The organism is Rathayibacter rhapontici, from assembly GCF_001995175.1.
GTDB lineage: Bacteria > Actinomycetota > Actinomycetes > Actinomycetales > Microbacteriaceae > Rathayibacter.
Genome location: NZ_MUKN01000009.1, coordinates 1 through 16491, shown reverse-complemented (window position 1 = coordinate 16491; position 16491 = coordinate 1). Strand labels below are relative to the sequence as shown.

The window sequence follows — 16491 nt, the reverse complement described above, 5'->3', positions numbered from 1 at the left end:
GGCACCACGGTCCACCTCTCGAGGACGAGCTCGACCAGGGGCAGCACGACGCCAATCCCGACGTCCTCTCCGTCGCCGCGGGCGGCATGCTGGTGCGCCACAGCCTCTGGGAGGAGCTCGGCGGCTTCGATCCGGGGCTGCCGGTCGTCGACGACGCCCTCGACTTCTCGATCCGCACCCGCCTCGCCGGGCACCGCGTCAGCCGGGTGCCGGACGCGCGGGTCACGACCGCCCGCATCGGCCTGCAGCGTCCGGACGGCCGCCGCATCGACGGAGGCGAGCGCCGCCGGGCGCGCCAGCACCGCACCGCTCAGCTGCACCGCCGCCTGGCCTACGCGCCCGTGGCGCTCCTCGTCCTGCACTGGCTCTCGCTCGTGCCGCTCGCCGTCGGCCGGGCGGTTGTCCGGCTGCTGCGCAAGCAGCCCGGACTCGTCGGGGGCGAGCTGCTCGCGGCCGTCGTCGTGGCCTTCGGCGGCACGAAGGTGCTCCGCGCGCGCAGGATCCTCCGCTCGTCCAAGAACGTCGGCTGGAAGTCGATCGCCCCGCTGCGGATCCCGCTCGACACCGTGCGGCAGCTGCGCTCCGTGCGGCACGACGCGGTGCGGGTGCAGGCCGGTCGCGACCGCCACCCGCTGCACTTCTTCCAGAGCGGGGGAGTGTGGGTCGTCCTCGTCGCGGCGCTGGCGGGCCTGATCGTCTACACCCCGCTGATCGCCGCTCCGGCCCTCAGCGGCGGCGGTCTGCTGACCCTGTCGCCGACGGTCGGCGAGCTGTGGCGCAACGCGGCGTACGGATGGCGCGACCTCGGCTCCGGATTCATCGGAGCGGCCGATCCCTTCGCCGGAGTCCTCGCCGTCCTCGGCTCGCTGACCTTCTGGTCGCCCAGCTACGCGATGGTGCTGCTCTACCTGACCGCGTTCCCGCTCGCCGCGATGGGCGCCTGGCTCATGATCGCCCGGATCACGCCCCGCCCGCTCGCCCGGGCCTTCGGAGCGCTCGTCTGGATCCTCGCTCCCGCGTTCGCCGCCGCGCAGTCCGACGGGCGCCCCGGACCGATCCTGGTGCACGTGCTGCTGCCCTGGCTGTTCTTCGCGGGCTTCGGTGCCTACCGCTCCTGGTCGGCGTCCGCCACGGCGTCGCTCCTGGCCGCGGCCGTCGTGGCGTGCGCGCCGATCCTGTCCCTGCCGCTCCTGGCGATCTGGATCGTGATCCTCGCCACGTCCGGCCGGCGCGTGGGGCGCTTCGCCGGTCTGCCGATCCCCGCGGCCGCCCTCCTGTTCCCCCTGGTCGTGGCCCACGCGCCGCGCGGCGACTGGTTCGCGGTCCTCGCCGACCCCGGAGTCCCGCTCCCCTCGGCGCGCGCGACCTCTTCTCGCTGCTCGCGGGGGTGCCCTCGGCCCTGACCGACGGCTGGATCGAACTGCTCGCGGGGATCGGGATCACCGAGGCCGCCGCACCGCTCGCGACGGCCGTGCTCGTGCTGCCGCTGATCGTGTCCGCCCTCGCCTCCCTCCTCCTGCCCAACAACCTGTCCGCCCTGGGCGGCGTGGGAGTCGCCGCGGCCGGGCTCCTCACCGCCTCCCTCGCGCAGGGGATCCAGGTCTCGACCGCCGGATCGGAGCCCGTCGCGGTGTGGAGCGGATCGCCGCTCAGCCTCTACTGGCTCGGGCTGGTGATCGGCTTCTCGCTCTCGCTCGGCGCCCTGCCCTCCTTCCGCCTGGTGCCCGCGATCGTGGTCTCGGTCGCCGCCGCGCTCGCGGTGGGCCCGTTCGCCCTCGCCTTCCCCCAGGGGCAGTCGTCCATCGCCAGCACCACCGACCGCTCGCTGCCGGCCTACGTGGCCGCCGAGGCCCGGAACGACCCCCGGGTGGGCACGATCGTGCTGGTGCCGCAGGCCGACGGCGGGATCCTCGCGCGCCTCGAGCGCGGCGCCGGAGCGACGCTCGACCAGCAGTCGACCCTCGCGGCGACGGGAGCCGAGAGCACCGACGAGATCGACGAGCTCGCGGGCAACCTCGTGTCGCGCAGCGGCTACGACGTGGGGACGGCGCTCGACGAGCTCGGCGTGCGGTTCGTGGTCCTCACCGAGGCGAGCAGCGAGGACGCCGGAGACGCCGCATCGGCCGTCCGCGCCCGCGCCGCGGTCTCGCTCGACGGCAACGCCGCGTTCTCGGCCGTCGGCGACACGCGCTACGGCCTGCTCTGGAGCGCCGTCGACCCGGAGGGCGGCCGGGCGGAGGCCGCTCCGCAGGACGTCGTCGGGCCGTTCGGCATCGCCTACACCGCCGGCCTCCTGCTCATCCTCCTCGTCGCGGTCCTGCTGGCGGTGCCGACCGGGCTCTCGCTCGAGCGGGCCCGCTCGGGTGCCCCCGTGGCCGGCATCGACGACGAGCCGGGTGAGGCCACCGGCCAGTTCGACGACGGGACCGACGATGTCTGACCCCCGCGACCAGGAGAAGAGCATGCCCGCCGTCACCCCGCCCCCGGCCCGGTCCTCCCGCGCCGACCGCAGGAGCGCTCGCGCCGGCTCGGCCGGCCGGGAACGGGCCGCCACGACCGGCTCCGTCGCGACGGCGGTGCCGAGACCGCCCCGCGATCGCCGCGCGTCCGCCGCCCGCCGACGCCGCAGCGCCCTGCGCACCGCGGTGGGCGTCGGCGGCGTCCTCCTCGCGGTGACCGCGGTCGTCCTGCCCCAGCTGCTGCCGCTGCCCGCCGCGACACGGACCGCCGACGGCGTCGTCGTCACGCCCGTGGCCGCCGACAGCACCCTCGTCTGCGGCGGCGACCTCATCGACGCGACCCAACCGGAGGAGCTCCGCGCCTTCGACGGCTCGGGGAGCTTCGTCTGGCCCGACGGCGTCGTCCAGAGCTCCACCGTCCTCGACGAGCCCGATCTCGCGGCGCCCGGGAGCGGGGTGACGGGTCTCCTCGTCCCTGCGGAGTCCGAGCCCGTCCCGGGCGGTGCGACCACGCAGTCGATCGCGAACGACACGGTGTCCGGGCTCAGCGCCCTGGGCTGCTCCGAGCCGTCGGCCGACAGCTGGATCGTCGGCGGATCGACCGACATCGGCTCGACCTCCGTCCTCGTGCTCGCCAACGCGAGCGAGGTCGCGGCCACCGTCGATCTGGCCCTCTACGGGGAGAACGGGCCCCTCGAGGCGACGGGCGCGTCCGGCATCGTCGTCCCGGCCGGCACGGTCCGCGCGCTGCCCCTCGCCGGTCTCGCACCGGACGTCGTGCAGCCCGTGGTGCGCATGACCGCACGAGGCGGGGAGATCGCCGCGAGCCTGCAGAGCACCGCCATCTCCGGTCTGACCCCGGTCGGCATCGAGACCACCGCACCGTCCGCCTCTCCGTCGACGCTGACCGTCATCTCGGGCTACCGCATCGCCTCGCCTCCCGCCGAGACGTCGAGCGACGACGGCTCGGGCGGAGCGGGCAGCCCCGTGCTGCGCATCCTCGCCCCCGGCGACGCGGACAGCACCGTCTCGATCGAGGTGGCGAACGAGGACCCCAGCGGAGCGGGCACGTCGACGCAGGTCGTGGTGCCGGCGGGCCGGGTCGGCGAAGTGCCGCTGTCGGGGCTCGCCGAGGGCTCCTACCGGATCACCCTGAACTCGAACGAGCCCGTCGTCGCCGCGGGTCGCACCACGTCGACCGGAGCGGCCGGCACCGACTACGCCTGGTTCTCCTCCGGCACCTCGGTGTCGGCGCCGTTCGGAGTGGCGAGCACGGGCGAGCCCGGTGCGCGCCTGCACCTCGCGAACGCGAGCGACACGACCGCCTCGGTCGTGCTCGACGCCGCGTCCGGCTCGCGCACCGTCGAGATCGGACCGTACTCCTCCGTCACCGTCGATCAGGGCATCGATCAGCTCGTCGTCTCGAGCGACCAGCCCCTGCAGGCCTCGGTGTCGATCGCGAGCGACGGGAGGATCGCGGCCTACCCGATCGTGCCGCCCGGACCGCTCTCGTCGCCGATCACGGTGTACTCGCACTAGGGCGTGTCGATCACGATCTCGCGTGCGGAGCACGCGGGGACCTGTTCACCCGAGGACCCGGGGACGCCGTCTAGAGGTGGCGGAAGCGGTCCGGGGAGATGTCCCACGGATCGCGGCCGAGCAGCTCCGCCACGGCGCGGAACACGTAGCTCTCGATGAGCAGCCGCTGATGCTGGTCGTCGCGGCGGTGCAGCTTGGCCAGGCGCTCGATCGGGACGCGGTAGAGCGTGATGCGGCGCTCGGCGTGATCGACCCGCCACCGGGCGATCCCGGTGCCCGCCAGTCGCGCCGGATCGACGTCGGGGGTCGCCGCGACGTCGACGCGGATGCCCGCGAGCTCGTCCGGCCACGCACCGCGGAGGTAGTCGATGGCGGAGCCGACCGTCAGCTCGAAGAAGTCCGTCCGCGTCTGCAGGAGGGGCAGGTGGGGTCCGGTGACCGGGCCGCGGATGCCGCGACCGTGCCTGTCGCGGGAGCCGCCCCGGGCCGATGCCGCCTGGCGGGCGGTGGAACGACGAGCGCGGGGCATGCCTCCAGCCTATTGCTACTGTGGGCGCGATGAACGGACGGCAGTGCTCGCGGACGGGCTGCAGCGCCCCGTCGGTCGTCACCCTGACCTACGACTACCGCGACTCGCTCGTCGCGGTCGGCCCGCTCAGCCCCGCGCCCGATCCGCACGGGTACGACCTGTGCGAGGAGCACGACCAGCGGCTCTCGGTGCCGGTCGGCTGGAGCGTGATCCGCTACCGCGAGCCGTCGACCGGGGGCTGATCCGGGCGGGCCGGGAAGCCCCGGGGCGCCGCGGACAGCACGGGCGACAGCCGCTCGAGCCGGTCGGCCGCGAGCCGGAGGGCGCGCTCCTCGCGCGCGCGGCGCAGCGCGGCGACCGCGAGGAGGAAGTCCTCGGCGGGAGCCGCGGGCACCGGCGACACGAAGGCGGACGCCTCGTGGGCGAGGGAGGCGGCCAGCCGCGAGCGGGACGGCTCGGTCATGCCGCCGCGCTGCCGGAGGAACTGGGCGAGACGGCGCGCGAGGGCGTCGGGCAGACGGGCGACGTCGGCCGTCGCCGCCCAGCCGAGGAGCGGCGCCGGGACCTCGGCCTGGAGCGGAGCGATCGCGGGCACGCGCTCGAGCTGGCTGTGGGTGCCGGCGAGCACGTCGCCGAGACGGCGGGAGCGGCGCGAGAGCAGCCCGACGACCGCGGCCAGCCCGCCCGCCGTCATCACGATCTCGAGCACGGCGGTCAGCCCGCGCACGAGGGCGTGGCGGAACGAGATCGCACCGCCGTCGTCGCGCACGACCCTCGCGCCGACGGCGAGCTTGCCGAGCGAGCGTCCGCGGGTGCCGTCTCGACGGCGACCGGGACCAGGACGAGGGAGGTCACGAGGGCGGCGATGCCGACGGCCGCGGAGGCGGAGGGATCGAGACCGCCCTCGCCCGCGAGGACGGAGACCAGGGAGAAGAGCAGGAGCGCGAGCAGGATCTCGGCGACCAGGTCGATGATCGCCCCGCACGCGCGGAGGACGAAGGACGTGACGGGCACCTCGAGGGCGATCGCCTCGCCGGTGATCAGGCCTTCGTCGCCGTCCGCCCGATCGGTGCCCATGGCTATCATCTAAACAGATGGACATCGACGCTCTCTCGGCCGCTCGCGCGGAGCACTGGCGCCGCCTGGACGAGCTCTCGCGCAAGCGCAGGCTGACCGGCGACGAGGCGGACGAGCTCGTGGAGCGGTACCAGTCCGCCTCCGCCGATCTCGCCGCGATCGCCTCGACGGCCGGATCGACCGCCACGGGTGCCCGGCTCGCGGTCTCGCTGTCCCGAGCGCGGGGCCGGCTCACGGGGACGGGAGAGGATCCGCTGGCGGCGATCTCCCGCTTCGCCGTCGTGACGCTCCCGGCGGCGCTGCACCGGCTCCGCTGGCTGACGCTCGCGGTGGCGCTCGCCACGGCCCTGATCTCCACCCTGTTCGCGGTGTGGATCCTCGGCGACGCCCGGCTGCTGGCCTCGCTCGGGGACGACGAGCAGCTGAGGCGCTTCGCCGAGGACGACTTCGTCGACTACTACTCCGAGAACCCGGCCGCGTCCTTCGCCGGCCAGGTCTGGACCAACAACGCGTGGATCGCGGCGCAGTGCGTCGCCTTCGGGATCGTCGGGGTCTACGTGCCGTACATCCTCCTGCAGAACGCGCAGAACCTCGGCACCTCCATCGCGGTCATGTTCCACTACGGCGAGGGCGACACCTTCTTCCTCTACATCGCCCCGCACGGGCAGCTCGAGCTGACCGCGGTGTTCGTCGCGGCGGCCGCGGGCCTGCGCATCTTCTGGGCCTGGATCGCCCCGGGCGCGCGCACGCGCGGGCAGGCGCTGGCCGAGGACGCGCGGAGCCTGTTCACGGTCGCGATCGGACTGGTCTTCGTGCTGTTCGTCGCCGGGGTCATCGAGGGTTTCGTCACGCCCGCGCCGTGGCCGTGGTTCGTCAAGATCGGCATCGGCTCGGCGGCACTGCTCGCCTTCCTCGCCTACATGGTCGTGCTGGGCGGACGCGCGGCGCGAGCGGGCGAGACCGGCGACCTCGACCGCTCGGCCGGGGGCTCCCGGAGCATCGCCGACGCCTGATCCCGGCTCAGAGCCGGCCGGCGGCCTTGAGCGCGAGGTAGCGGTCGGCGAGGGCGGGGGGCAGCTTCTCCGGAGTGCCGAGCACGACGTCGCCGCCGAGACGGCGGACGGCGGCCGACAGCCGCTCCGCGTCGCTGAGCGCGCGCTCGGCCGCCGCCGCGGTGTACACGGCAGCGCGGTCGCTCCGGTCGGCCGCCATCTCGACGAGCTCGGGATCCACCGCGCACGCCACGACGACCGTGTGGGTGCGGGTGAGCTGCGGGAGGACCGCGAGCAGGCCCTCCGACGCCCCGACCGAGTCGAGCGCGGTCAGGAGGACGACGAGCGAGCGCTGCGAGACCAGGGCGCGCACCTGCGCGGGCACCGCCGACCAGTCGGTCTCGATCAGCTGGGGCTGCACGGGGGTCAGGGCGTCGACGACTCGGCTGAGCACCTCGCTGCCGGTGGCGCCGTGCACGCGGGCCCGACGGGCGCGGTCGAACGCGAGCACGTCGATCCGGTCACCGGCGCCGGCGGCGAGAGCCGAGAGCAGCAGCGCGGCCTCGATCGCGGTGTCCAGCCGCGGCTCGTCCGCGATGCGGGCCGCGGAGGTGCGACCGGTGTCGAGCACGACGACCACGCGGCGGTCGCGCTCCGGTCGCCAGGTCCGCACGACGGGCTCGCGACGGCGGGCGGTGGCCCTCCAGTCGAGGGAGCGGACGTCGTCGCCGCGGACGTACTCGCGGAGACTGTCGAACTCGGTGCCCTGCCCGCGGATCATGACGCTCGTGCGGCCCTCGAGCTCGCGCAGCCGGGCGAGGCGCGAGGGCAGGTGGCGGCGGGAGCGGAACGGGGGGAGCACCCGCACGATCGCGGGCGCGAGCGCGTCGCCTGGCGGCCGGCGAGGCCCAGGACCCCGTTCGAGCGGACGGTGACGTGCAGCGCCCGGCGCTCGCCGCGCCTGCGCGGCTCGAGCACGGTCGTGATCGCGCGGCGCTCGCCCGGAGGCAGTCGGAGGGCGGTGCGCGTGCGCAGCGCCCCCGCGGACGGCTCCCAGGCGTCGCGGACGACGCCCGTGATGCGGCGCCGGCCCGTGTTCGTGATCAGCAGCTCCGCCTCGGCGCGCTCGCCGAGCCGGACCCGGTCGGGGACGCTCCGCTCGAGGACGACCGCTCGCGGCGATCCCGCCACGGCGAGGTCGATGCCGACCAGGACGCACCAGGCGAGCAGCCAGAGCGCGAGCACGGCGGCGGCGGTCTGCGCGCTGCCGCCGAGCAGGACGACGGGCACGAGGCCGACGAGGAGGACGAGGACGGAGCGCCCGGTGAGGTGCACGGGTCAGACCGGGACCCGGACCTGCTGCAGGATGCCGCCGAGGACGGCCTCGGTGCGCACGCCCTCGAGCTCGGCCTCCGGCTGCAGCTGGATCCGGTGGCGCAGGACCGGCAGGACCATCGCCTGCACGTGGTCCGGCGTGATGGACCCGTAGCCGTTGAGCCAGGCCCAGGCGCGCGAGGCCGCCAGGAGCGCCGTCGATCCGCGCGGGCTCACCCCGAGCTTCACGCTCGGGCTCTCCCGCGTGGCGCGGGCGATGTCGACGATGTAGCCCAGCACGTCGGGACCGGCCCCGACGCGGCGGACCGACTCCTGAGCGGCGCGCAGGCGACCGGCGTCGAGCACCGGGTGCACGCCGGCCGCGGCCAGGTCGCGCGGGTCGAAGCCGACGGCGTGCCGGGCGAGGACCTCCACCTCGACCTCGCGCGGCGGGATCTCGAGGACGAGCTTGAGCAGGAAGCGGTCGAGCTGCGCCTCCGGCAGCGCGTAGGTGCCCTCGTACTCGACGGGGTTCTGGGTGGCGGCGACGAGGAAGGGATCGGGCAGCGCGAGGGTCCGCCCGTCGACGCTCACCTGCCGCTCCTCCATCGCCTCGAGCAGAGCGGCCTGGGTCTTGGGAGGCGTGCGGTTGATCTCGTCGGCCAGCAGGAGGTTCGTGAAGACGGGGCCCTCGCGGAACGAGAAGCCGGAGGTGGAGGCGTCGTAGACCAGCGAGCCGGTGATGTCGCCGGGCATCAGGTCGGGGGTGAACTGCACGCGCCGCGTGTCGAGTCCGAGCGAGAGCGACAGGGCGCGCACGAGCAGCGTCTTCGCGACTCCGGGGACGCCCTCGAGCAGCACGTGGCCGCCCGCGAGCAGGGCGATGAGCAGACCCGAGACGGCGCCGTCCTGACCGACGACGGCGCGGCCGACCTCGGTGCGGACGCGGTCGAGCTCGCCGCGCAGCTCGTCGTCGGCGATCGGCGGGAGGGAGGTGTCGGTCATCGGAGGGGGCCTTCCTGTCGTCGGGCGGGGTGCGGAGTCGGAGCGAGGGCGGCGCGCACGGCGCTCTCGAGGCGGAGGAGGTCGTCGGAGGCGGCGACGAGCGCGCGGTCGTCCGCGGGCGCGTCGTCGACGAGCAGGCGGCGCAGGGCGAGGGGGTCCCGGCCGAGGAGGTCGGCGGCTCCCGTCACGATCTCGTCGACCCCGGCGGACGCGGACAGCCCGAGCATCGAGGCGAGCCGCCGCAGGGTGCCGATGCGGAGCGCGTCGAGGGCGCGCAACCGCGTCCCTCCGCGGGCGTAGAGGCGCGCGCGACCGCGAGCCGTCTCGCTGGCGTGCACGACGACGGGCAGCGGCTCGACGGCGAGCGGGCCGAAGCGCCGGCCGCGCCAGACCGCCGCGGCGACGCCGACGCCGAGGAGGAGGAGGATCGCGGGCGTGACCCAGCCGGGAACGAGATCGGCGGGGTCGACGGCCGTCTCGCCGCGCAGGTCGTCGACGCCGACGCGGTACCAGACGAGGCGGTCGCGGGCGCCGAGGAGGTTCAGCGCGAGCGCGGCCCGGCCGCCCTCGTCGACGGTGCTGTTGCGGAAGAGGTCCGCGTCGCCCACGACCGCGACGTCCGCTCCTTCGGGGCTCGTGCCCGAGACCAGGGCGTAGGCGCCGTCGCCCGAGGGGAAGCAGCCGATCGCCCCGCCGTCGAGGATCCGGTAGGTCTGCCCTCCCGAGGGGATGCTCCCGGCGCGCGCGGCGGCGGGGACGCTGCAGTCCGCGTCGAGGTCGCCGCCGTCGAGAGGGGCTCCGGCGAAGGCGGCGCCCGGCAGGAGCGCCTCGAGGGCGTCGCCGGTCGGCTGCACGAGGACGATCGCGGCGGAGGCGTCCTCGAGGTCCGCGTACTGCTCGACGTCGAGCACCGCGTCGGAGTCGTCGACGAGCACGGTCGCGCCCGGGCCGGCCGCGGCGACCGCGTCCTCGAGGCCGTCCGCCCGGACGACGTCGACGCCCTGCTCGCGGAGCACCTGCGCCACGGCGCGCGCACCGTCAGGAGCGGCGCTGTCGGGGTCGAGGTCCGGAGCGAGGGACGGCGCGCCCGTGGCGACCACGAGCAGGAGGGTCCCGACGGCGACGAGGGCGAGGAGCACGGCCCAGAGGCGCCCGCGGCGCAGCAGCGCGCCGACGGTGGGCGTCGAGACCGTGTCGGTCGTGCTCACCGCCGGTCTCCTGCGCTCGAGAGCGCGTCGAGGGGCGCGGCCTCCCGGGCGAGCGAGTCGTCGAGCGAGCGGATGCGCGCGTAGTCGTCGGTGCCGCCGCGGCGGCCGAGGTACCGCACGCCGTCGAAGTCGTCCGCCGCGCGTCGCAGGGGCTCCGCGGCGGCGGGGAACACCGCCTGGGCGCGCCGGGCGAAGCCGTGCGCGGTCGTGCCGGGGGAGGCGCGCACGAGCGTCCGCTCGTCGAGGGCGCGCACGAGCGCCCGGAAGCGCTCGATCACCGCCTCGTCCCAGTCGCCGTGGGCGGCCGCTGCCTCGGCCAGCGCGCGGAGCTCGTCGGCCGAGCGGCCGTCGTCCTCCGCGAGGACCGCTCCGCGCACCGAGCTGCGGCGCCGCAGACTCGGGCGGCCCGCGACCATCAGGGCGGTGACCACGAGCGCCAGGATCACGAGGACCCCGATCACCGCCGCGATCGGGACGGCCGGTCCGTCGGTCGGGACGCTGAGGGACGTGAACCAGTCGCGGACCGCCTGCACCGCGCGGTCGAACCAGCTCGGCTCCGCGGCGCGGTAGCGCGGGTCCGCCAGCTCCTCGAGCAGGAGGCGGCGGGCCTCGCGGGCGTCGGGATCGAGGGGGGCCGCGGCGAGGACGGCGCGGATCACCGCGGTGCCCGCTCCGGGGCGGGGAAGGGGTCGGGGCCGGCGAGGCCGGCGGCGCGGTCCTCGACGTGCCGCATCAGCACGAGGTCGAAGCCCTCCCGCCGCATCCGGCGATCGAGGTACGCGAGTCCGGTGACCGCGGCCTGCAGCACCGTGCCCACCGCGCCGATCACCAGTCCGACGGCGAGCGAGAGCAGCGTGACGACCACGGACGCGACGATCTGCGCGTTCGGGTCCGTCGGGGCGATCAGCGCTCCGCCGATCGGCACCAGCAGGCTGAGCGGAGTGGCGACGACCTGCCCGGCGACCTGCACGATGAGGAGCATCAGCGCCAGCGCGCCGAAGGTCCGCCAGAACCCGCCCGTCACGAGCCCCCACGACCGCGCGACGGCCCGGCGCAGCGGCAGGCGCTCGACGACGATGAGGCTCGGCACGAGGGCGAGCTTCGTGCCGAGCCAGACTCCGAGAGCGGTCGCCGCCGCCCCGGCGAAGAGCAGCACGAGGACCCCGCCGACGATCGCGCCGGCCCCCGCGTCCTGGGCGCCGACGACGAACAGCGGCACCGCCACGGCGACCGCGACCAGGACGAGCAGCATCAGCCCGACGCCCTGGAGCACCGTCCAGCCGACCAGCGCCCAGAAGCGGCCCCGGAGGCGGCCCAGCAGCTGCTTGAGAGTGGGGCGCTCGCCCAGCACGGCGCGCGACACCTCGAGCACCACGACGCCCTGCACCAGGCTCCCGTGGCGAGCGAGACGCCGAGCGGGATGAGCGCGGCCAGGATCACGATCGCGACGCGCCCGCCCCGACCGCATCGCGATCGGCGACGTCCGCCTGGTCGATCCGGCCGAGGGCGAGGAGGGCGACGACTCCGTAGATCACGAGGGCGAGCACCGAGCCGACGCCCTGGAGGAGGAGGGCGACGCCGAGGGTGGTGCGCGGGCTGCGGCGCAGCACCTGGAAGGGGGCGCCGAGGAGCGTGCCGAAGCCGAGCGGGCGCAGGGGGACGAGCCCGGGACGCGGAGGCGGGGTCCAGCCGCTCGGAGCGGCCGCCGGCCGCCCCGGACCGACGGGCGTCCACGCCGCCGGAGAGACCGGAGCGGGAGGGAGCGGCGCGCCCGTCCCCGGGCCGGGAGCGTCCTGCGCGGAGGCCGGGTCGGAGGGCTCCGCGGGCGGTGGCCAGTGAGCTGCGTCGGTCATCCCTCCCATGCTGTCACAGGCCCGTCCGCGCCTCCCGCCCGGCGTCCGGCCGAACCGCGGGCGGACTCGGTTAGCCTGGAGCACATCCGCGGGTGCCCAGGGGGGTGAGCGCGAGAAGAGGACGAGGAAGACAGGCTGATGAGCGCGCGCATTCTGGTGGTCGACGACGATGCGGCCCTGGCCGAGATGATCGGCATCGTGCTGCGGGCGGAGGACTACGACGTCTCCTTCTGCGCCGACGGCTCCGGCGCCGTGGAGGCGTTCCGCCGGTCGCGTCCCGACCTCCTCCTGCTCGACCTGATGCTCCCGGGCATGGACGGCATCGAGGTGTGCCGGGCGGTCCGCGCCGAGTCCGGGGTTCCGATCATCATGCTCACCGCCAAGTCCGACACCTCGGACGTCGTGCAGGGCCTCGAGTCCGGTGCGGACGACTACATGGTGAAGCCCTTCGACCCGAAGGAGCTCGTCGCGCGGATCAAGACTCGTCTGCGGCCCGCGCAGGTCGCGGCGAACGCGGTGCTCCAGGTGGGCGATCTGAGCCTGGACGTCGCCGGTCACGAGGTGCGCCGCGGCGACACCCGCATCGGCCTGACCCCGCTCGAGTTCGACCTCCTCCTCGCGCTGGCCTCGAAGCCGCAGCAGGTCTTCACCCGCGAGATGCTGCTCGAGCAGGTGTGGGGCTACCACTACAAGGCCGACACCCGCCTCGTGAACGTGCACGTGCAGCGTCTGCGCGCGAAGGTCGAGAAGGATCCGGACGACCCCCGGATCGTGATGACCGTGCGCGGCGTCGGCTACCGCGCCGGCGCCGTCCTGCCGGCCTGACCGTGTCCCTCGCGCGCCGCTTCCCGGTCGCCGGCGTCCGCCGGTGGCCCCGACGCGTGCTGCGGGCCTGGAGGCGCTCGCTGCAGTTCCGCGCGGTCGCGATCACGGTGCTGCTGAGCGGAGTGGCGATCGGCTCGACCGGCGCGTACCTGTCGTACAGCATCGGCGACAACCTCTTCCAGTCGCGGCTGACCCAGGTCACGGGGGACACCTCCCGCGCCACCCGTGCCGCGCAGGGCTACCTCGACGCCGCCACGGTCTCGACCCGGCAGGACATGGAGGAGGTGATGAGCTCGGTCCGCACCGCGATCCGGGACGCCTCGTCCTCCGCGCTCATCGCGATCGTCCGATCCCCGGACCAGCAGCCGTCCTCGCTCGCGCCGCAGGACATCTACAACCGCGAGCTGCAGGACGCGTCATCAGCCCCGACCTGCGCGAGCGCGTGCAGGCCGGCTCCGAGGGGCAGTACTGGCAGTCCGTGACGCTGGATGCGGACGGGGAGGAGCAGCCCGGCATCCTGGTCGGCTCGACCCTCGAGCTGCCCAGCTCCGCCGGGCGGTACGAGCTCTACATCGGCTACTCGCTCGCCGACGCCGAGCGCACCCTGCAGTTCGTGCAGCAGGTGCTGAACATCGCCGGGCTCCTGCTGATCCTGCTGATCGGAGCCGTGAGCTACGTCGTCGTGCGTCTGGTGGTCGCTCCCGTGCGCGTCGCGGCGCTGACGAGCCAGCGGCTCGCCGCCGGCGACGTGGACGTGCGGATACCGGAGAAGGGCGAGGACGTGATCGCGACGCTCGCCCGCTCCTTCAACGGGATGGCCGACAGCCTGCAGGAGCAGATCAGCGAGCTCGCCACGCTGAGCCGCGTCCAGCAGCGGTTCGTCTCGGACGTCTCGCACGAGCTGCGCACGCCGCTCACGACGATGAAGCTCGCGGGCGACGTCCTCTACGACCAGCGCGAGGGCTTCCCGCCCGTCGCCGAGCGCACGGTCGAGCTGCTGCACGGCCAGATCGCGCGCTTCGAGAGCCTGCTCGCCGACCTCCTCGAGATCTCGCGGCACGACGCCGGGTCCGCCGAGCTCGAGCTCGAGCCGGTGAACCTGGTGCGCCTGGCGAGCGAGGAGATCGACGGGATGCGCGGCATCGCCGAGGCCAACGGCTCCGTCCTCACCCTGTCCGCGCCCGGCGGCTACTTCGACGCCGACATGGACGCGCGCCGCATCCGCCGCATCGTCCGCAACCTCCTCGGCAACGCGATCGAGCACGGCGACGGCCGCGAGATCGTCGTCACGGTCGACAGCAACGCGACGGCGGTCGCCCTGGCTGTCCGCGACTACGGGCACGGGATGAGCTCGGAGGAGGTCGTGCGGGTCTTCGACCGGTTCTGGCGCGCGGACCCCTCCCGCAAGCGCACCCTGGGCGGGACGGGGCTGGGCATGTCCATCGCCCAGGAGGACACCGCGCTGCACCACGGCTGGCTGCAGGTGTGGTCGATGCCCGATCGCGGCGCGTGCTTCCGCCTCACCATCCCGCGCCGCCGGGGAGAGCGGATCGAGTCCTCTCCGCTGCCGCTCCCACCCGTGGACGCGGGGGAGCAGGCCTTCACCGGCCCGATCGTGATGCCGCCGCTGCCCGAGGCCGTGCCGTGAGCCGGCGGAGCTCCGGGCGCTCGCCGGGACCGCGGCCCTGCTGCTCGCGCTCGTCGGCTGCGCAGGGATCCCGCGCGACGGCGATGTGGGGGTCGGGCAGCCGGACGCCGCGCCCCAGGACCTGCAGTACGACTTCCTGCCCTCCGGGCCGGCGGCGGGCGCCTCGCAGCGCGAGATCCTCACCGGGTTCATCGACGCCGCGTCCAGCCCGCAGAACAACTACAAGATCGCGCGCGAGTTCCTCTCCTCCGGTGCCGACTGGACGCCGAGCGAGCACGTCACGGTCGACGAGGGGCAGCGCTCGCCCGCGCAGCAGTCGGCGTCGACGCTGACCCTGTCGATCACGCCGGTCGCCGAGGTCGACGCGACGGGCGTCTACAGCGAGGTCTCGTCGACGACGGCGCTGAGCCTGGACTACGGCTTCGTGCAGGAGGAGGGGGAGTGGCGCATCAGCGCGCCTCCCAGCGGCGTCGTCATCGACCGCACCACCTTCGAGCAGGTCTTCTCGACCCACGCGCTCTACTTCTTCGATCCGTCCTACACCTACCTCGTGCCGGACCTCCGCTGGTTCGCGTCCCGCGCCGACAGCTCGACGAGCACCACGATCGTCACGGAGCTGCTCCGCGGCCCGACGCCCTGGCTGAGCGACTCCGGCGCCGTCGCCTCCGCGTTCCCGACCGGCACGGCGCTCGCCGCCGAGACCGTCCCTGTCGAATCGCAGCAGGCCGTGGTGGACCTGAACTCGGCCGCTCTCGAGGCCGACGAGCGCCAGTGGCGGCTCATGCGGCTCCAGCTCGGCCGCAGCCTCGGCTCGGTCTCGAACGTGACCGGCGTGACCCTCTCGGTCGAGCAGAACCCGATCGAGGTGCCGGTCGAGGTGAGCGGACTGCCGATCAGTCCGCGGGTCGACACCCGCCCGCTGGTCCTCACGGACGAGTCCTTCGGCTTCCTCGGCTCGGCGGGCCTCACTGAGACGGCCGTGTCCGACCGGGTGCGCGCGCTCTCCCCGCGGGCCGTCGCACTCGGCGAGCAGCGGGGCGCCGACTCCGAGGCCGCCGCCGCGGTGCTCTCGGCCGCAGGGGTCTCGCTGGTCGCGCCGGATCAGCCCGACGTCCTCCTGGACGCCCGGGCCGGGCTGACCGCGCCGGCGATCGACCCCTTCGGCTACGTCTGGTCGGTGCCGTCGGCGGCGCCGAACCAGCTCGTCGCCTACTCGCCCGACGGGTCGGACTCGTTCCAGATCGCGACGGCGTGGTCCGAGATCGAGACGATCGCCTCGCTCTCGGTCTCGCGGGACGGCACCCGGATGCTCGCCCTGGTCCAGGACGGGGAGCAGGCGTCCGTCCTCGTGGCCGGGATCTCGCGCTCGGGCACCGGCGATCCGGTGGCCGTCGGCGAGCCCGTCGTGCTCGCCTCGACCCTCGGTACCGCCGTCACTGCGGGCTGGACCGACGAGCTCGACGTGGTCTCGGTCGTCCGGGGCTCCACGGGCGAGGACGTCGTCACCCTCCATCAGCTCGGCGGAGGAGCGACGCCCCTGGGGACGACGAGCGGGGCGACGCAGATCGCGGCCGGCAACGCGACCACGCAGATCCGGATCCTCGCCGCGGGCGGGGAGCTCCGCCAGCAGCGCGGCTCCGCGTGGCAGACGATCGCGACGGACGTCCGGCTCCTCGCGACCCAGACCGGCATGGGGTCCTGAGGCTCCTCCCCAGGACGTCGCGCGACCGGCCCCGCCCCTCGGCGCGTCCTGCCGGTGCGCGGCCGGTCATGCTCGGCGCATGCTCCGCGACTCCCTCCTCGATGCCCTGGCGGTCCTCCTCCCGGTCGACTGCCCCGCTTGCGGGCGACCGGTGGTGCGCGTCCCGTGCGACGACTGCGCCGAGGCCCTCGCCGGCCTTCCGATGCCCCCGGTGCGCCTCCTCGGGCCGTCCGAGCGCCCGCTCGCCGTCGCCTCCGGGGCGCCCTACGCGGGCGTGGTCCGCCGCCTGGTGGTCGCCCTGAAGGAGGAGGGGCGCAGCGACGCCGCCCGGCCGCTCGCC

17 protein-coding genes and 2 pseudogenes are annotated in these 16491 nt (G+C 74.9%); 10 read left to right on the top strand and 9 right to left on the bottom strand.

Annotated elements, in window-relative coordinates; translation table 11 throughout:
- The first annotated feature begins 86 nt into the window (after positions 1–86).
- From B0T42_RS21020 to B0T42_RS04365, 3 genes are read left to right on the top strand one after another with little or no spacing between them, the layout of a single operon-like run.
- Positions 87–1403, top strand: a complete 1317-nt coding sequence (locus B0T42_RS21020) for a glycosyltransferase family 2 protein (RefSeq protein ID WP_236720109.1) — start codon at positions 87–89, stop codon at positions 1401–1403.
- On the top strand, positions 1388–2440 hold the full coding sequence (locus B0T42_RS04370) for a hypothetical protein (protein WP_077222090.1): 1053 nt from the start codon (positions 1388–1390) through the stop codon (positions 2438–2440). The genes B0T42_RS21020 and B0T42_RS04370 overlap by 16 nt, the downstream gene beginning before the upstream one ends.
- A gap of 22 nt (positions 2441–2462) precedes the next feature.
- Positions 2463–3998: a DUF5719 family protein gene (locus B0T42_RS04365; protein WP_077222089.1), complete on the top strand. Its 1536-nt coding sequence runs from the start codon at positions 2463–2465 to the stop codon at positions 3996–3998.
- Between the two features lie 70 nt (positions 3999–4068).
- Here the strand turns inward: B0T42_RS04365 and B0T42_RS04360 are convergent, their stop codons facing one another.
- Entirely contained in the window at positions 4069–4527 is a 459-nt protein-coding gene (locus tag B0T42_RS04360; RefSeq protein WP_077222088.1) for a metallopeptidase family protein, read from the bottom strand.
- Between the two features lie 29 nt (positions 4528–4556).
- Between B0T42_RS04360 and B0T42_RS04355 the strand changes: the two genes are divergently transcribed.
- Entirely contained in the window at positions 4557–4769 is a 213-nt protein-coding gene (locus tag B0T42_RS04355; RefSeq protein WP_077222132.1) for a DUF3499 family protein, read from the top strand.
- On the opposite strand, the gene B0T42_RS22220 is transcribed toward B0T42_RS04355, so the two are convergent.
- Positions 4742–5296 (bottom strand): RDD family protein, encoded by a 555-nt coding sequence (locus B0T42_RS22220; RefSeq protein WP_342418202.1) that lies wholly within the window; start codon positions 5294–5296, stop codon positions 4742–4744. The genes B0T42_RS04355 and B0T42_RS22220 overlap by 28 nt on opposite strands.
- A complete protein-coding gene (locus B0T42_RS22215) occupies positions 5242–5604 on the bottom strand; it encodes a hypothetical protein (protein ID WP_342418201.1) in 363 nt (120 codons plus the stop codon). Before B0T42_RS22215 ends, B0T42_RS22220 begins: the two co-directional genes overlap by 55 nt.
- A gap of 17 nt (positions 5605–5621) precedes the next feature.
- On the opposite strand from B0T42_RS22215, the gene B0T42_RS04345 reads away from it, so the two are divergent.
- On the top strand, positions 5622–6617 hold the full coding sequence (locus B0T42_RS04345) for a stage II sporulation protein M (protein ID WP_077222087.1): 996 nt from the start codon (positions 5622–5624) through the stop codon (positions 6615–6617).
- Positions 6618–6624: 7 nt separating this feature from the next.
- On the opposite strand, the pseudogene B0T42_RS04340 reads toward B0T42_RS04345, so the two are convergent.
- The 6 genes and pseudogenes from B0T42_RS04340 to B0T42_RS04315 all read right to left on the bottom strand — a co-directional run bounded on the left by B0T42_RS04340 (position 6625) and on the right by B0T42_RS04315 (position 11976).
- Positions 6625–7931, bottom strand: a pseudogene (locus B0T42_RS04340) (DUF58 domain-containing protein).
- 3 nt (positions 7932–7934) lie between these two features.
- Entirely contained in the window at positions 7935–8915 is a 981-nt protein-coding gene (locus B0T42_RS04335; RefSeq protein WP_077222086.1) for an AAA family ATPase, read from the bottom strand.
- Entirely contained in the window at positions 8912–10123 is a 1212-nt protein-coding gene (locus tag B0T42_RS04330) for a DUF4350 domain-containing protein (RefSeq protein ID WP_077222085.1), read from the bottom strand. The genes B0T42_RS04335 and B0T42_RS04330 overlap by 4 nt, the downstream gene beginning before the upstream one ends.
- Complete coding sequence (locus B0T42_RS04325; protein ID WP_077222084.1) at positions 10120–10782, bottom strand: DUF4129 domain-containing protein; 663 nt, start codon at positions 10780–10782, stop codon at positions 10120–10122. Before B0T42_RS04325 ends, B0T42_RS04330 begins: the two co-directional genes overlap by 4 nt.
- The gene (locus B0T42_RS04320) at positions 10779–11510 is read right to left on the bottom strand and encodes a DUF7847 domain-containing protein (protein ID WP_077222083.1); all 732 of its coding nucleotides are present in this window, start codon (positions 11508–11510) and stop codon (positions 10779–10781) included. Before B0T42_RS04320 ends, B0T42_RS04325 begins: the two co-directional genes overlap by 4 nt.
- Positions 11511–11559: 49 nt before the next feature.
- Positions 11560–11976, bottom strand: coding sequence for a hypothetical protein (locus B0T42_RS04315; protein ID WP_077222082.1), 417 nt, complete (start codon positions 11974–11976; stop codon positions 11560–11562).
- Between the two features lie 138 nt (positions 11977–12114).
- Between B0T42_RS04315 and mtrA the strand changes: the two genes are divergently transcribed.
- From mtrA to B0T42_RS19095, 5 genes and pseudogenes are all read left to right on the top strand, one after another.
- Complete coding sequence (gene mtrA, locus B0T42_RS04310) at positions 12115–12801, top strand: MtrAB system response regulator MtrA (protein WP_077222081.1); 687 nt, start codon at positions 12115–12117, stop codon at positions 12799–12801.
- 2 nt (positions 12802–12803) lie between these two features.
- Positions 12804–13283, top strand: coding sequence for a hypothetical protein (locus B0T42_RS21015; RefSeq protein WP_236720108.1), 480 nt, complete (start codon positions 12804–12806; stop codon positions 13281–13283).
- The gene (gene mtrB, locus B0T42_RS04305; RefSeq protein WP_269087495.1) at positions 13244–14449 is read left to right on the top strand and encodes an MtrAB system histidine kinase MtrB; all 1206 of its coding nucleotides are present in this window, start codon (positions 13244–13246) and stop codon (positions 14447–14449) included. The genes B0T42_RS21015 and mtrB overlap by 40 nt, the downstream gene beginning before the upstream one ends.
- An 85-nt stretch (positions 14450–14534) precedes the next feature.
- Positions 14535–16151: an LpqB family beta-propeller domain-containing protein gene (locus B0T42_RS04300; RefSeq protein ID WP_077222080.1), complete on the top strand. Its 1617-nt coding sequence runs from the start codon at positions 14535–14537 to the stop codon at positions 16149–16151.
- Positions 16152–16230: 79 nt separating this feature from the next.
- A pseudogene (locus tag B0T42_RS19095) lies at positions 16231–16491 on the top strand (ComF family protein); the annotation flags it as partial.

Bases quoted from the DNA above. Each gene is read 5' to 3' on its own strand.
- B0T42_RS21020 (WP_236720109.1), top strand. From the start codon at position 87: ATGCTGGTGCGCCACAGCCTCTGGGAGGAGCTCGGCGGCTTCGATCCG.
- B0T42_RS04365 (WP_077222089.1), top strand. From the start codon at position 2,463: ATGCCCGCCGTCACCCCGCCCCCGGCCCGGTCCTCCCGCGCCGACCGC.
- B0T42_RS04360 (WP_077222088.1), bottom strand. From the start codon at position 4,527: ATGCCCCGCGCTCGTCGTTCCACCGCCCGCCAGGCGGCATCGGCCCGG.
- B0T42_RS04355 (WP_077222132.1), top strand. From the start codon at position 4,557: ATGAACGGACGGCAGTGCTCGCGGACGGGCTGCAGCGCCCCGTCGGTC.
- B0T42_RS22215 (WP_342418201.1), bottom strand. From the start codon at position 5,604: ATGGGCACCGATCGGGCGGACGGCGACGAAGGCCTGATCACCGGCGAG.
- B0T42_RS04345 (WP_077222087.1), top strand. From the start codon at position 5,622: ATGGACATCGACGCTCTCTCGGCCGCTCGCGCGGAGCACTGGCGCCGC.
- B0T42_RS04335 (WP_077222086.1), bottom strand. From the start codon at position 8,915: ATGACCGACACCTCCCTCCCGCCGATCGCCGACGACGAGCTGCGCGGC.
- B0T42_RS04315 (WP_077222082.1), bottom strand. From the start codon at position 11,976: ATGACCGACGCAGCTCACTGGCCACCGCCCGCGGAGCCCTCCGACCCG.
- mtrA (WP_077222081.1), top strand. From the start codon at position 12,115: ATGAGCGCGCGCATTCTGGTGGTCGACGACGATGCGGCCCTGGCCGAG.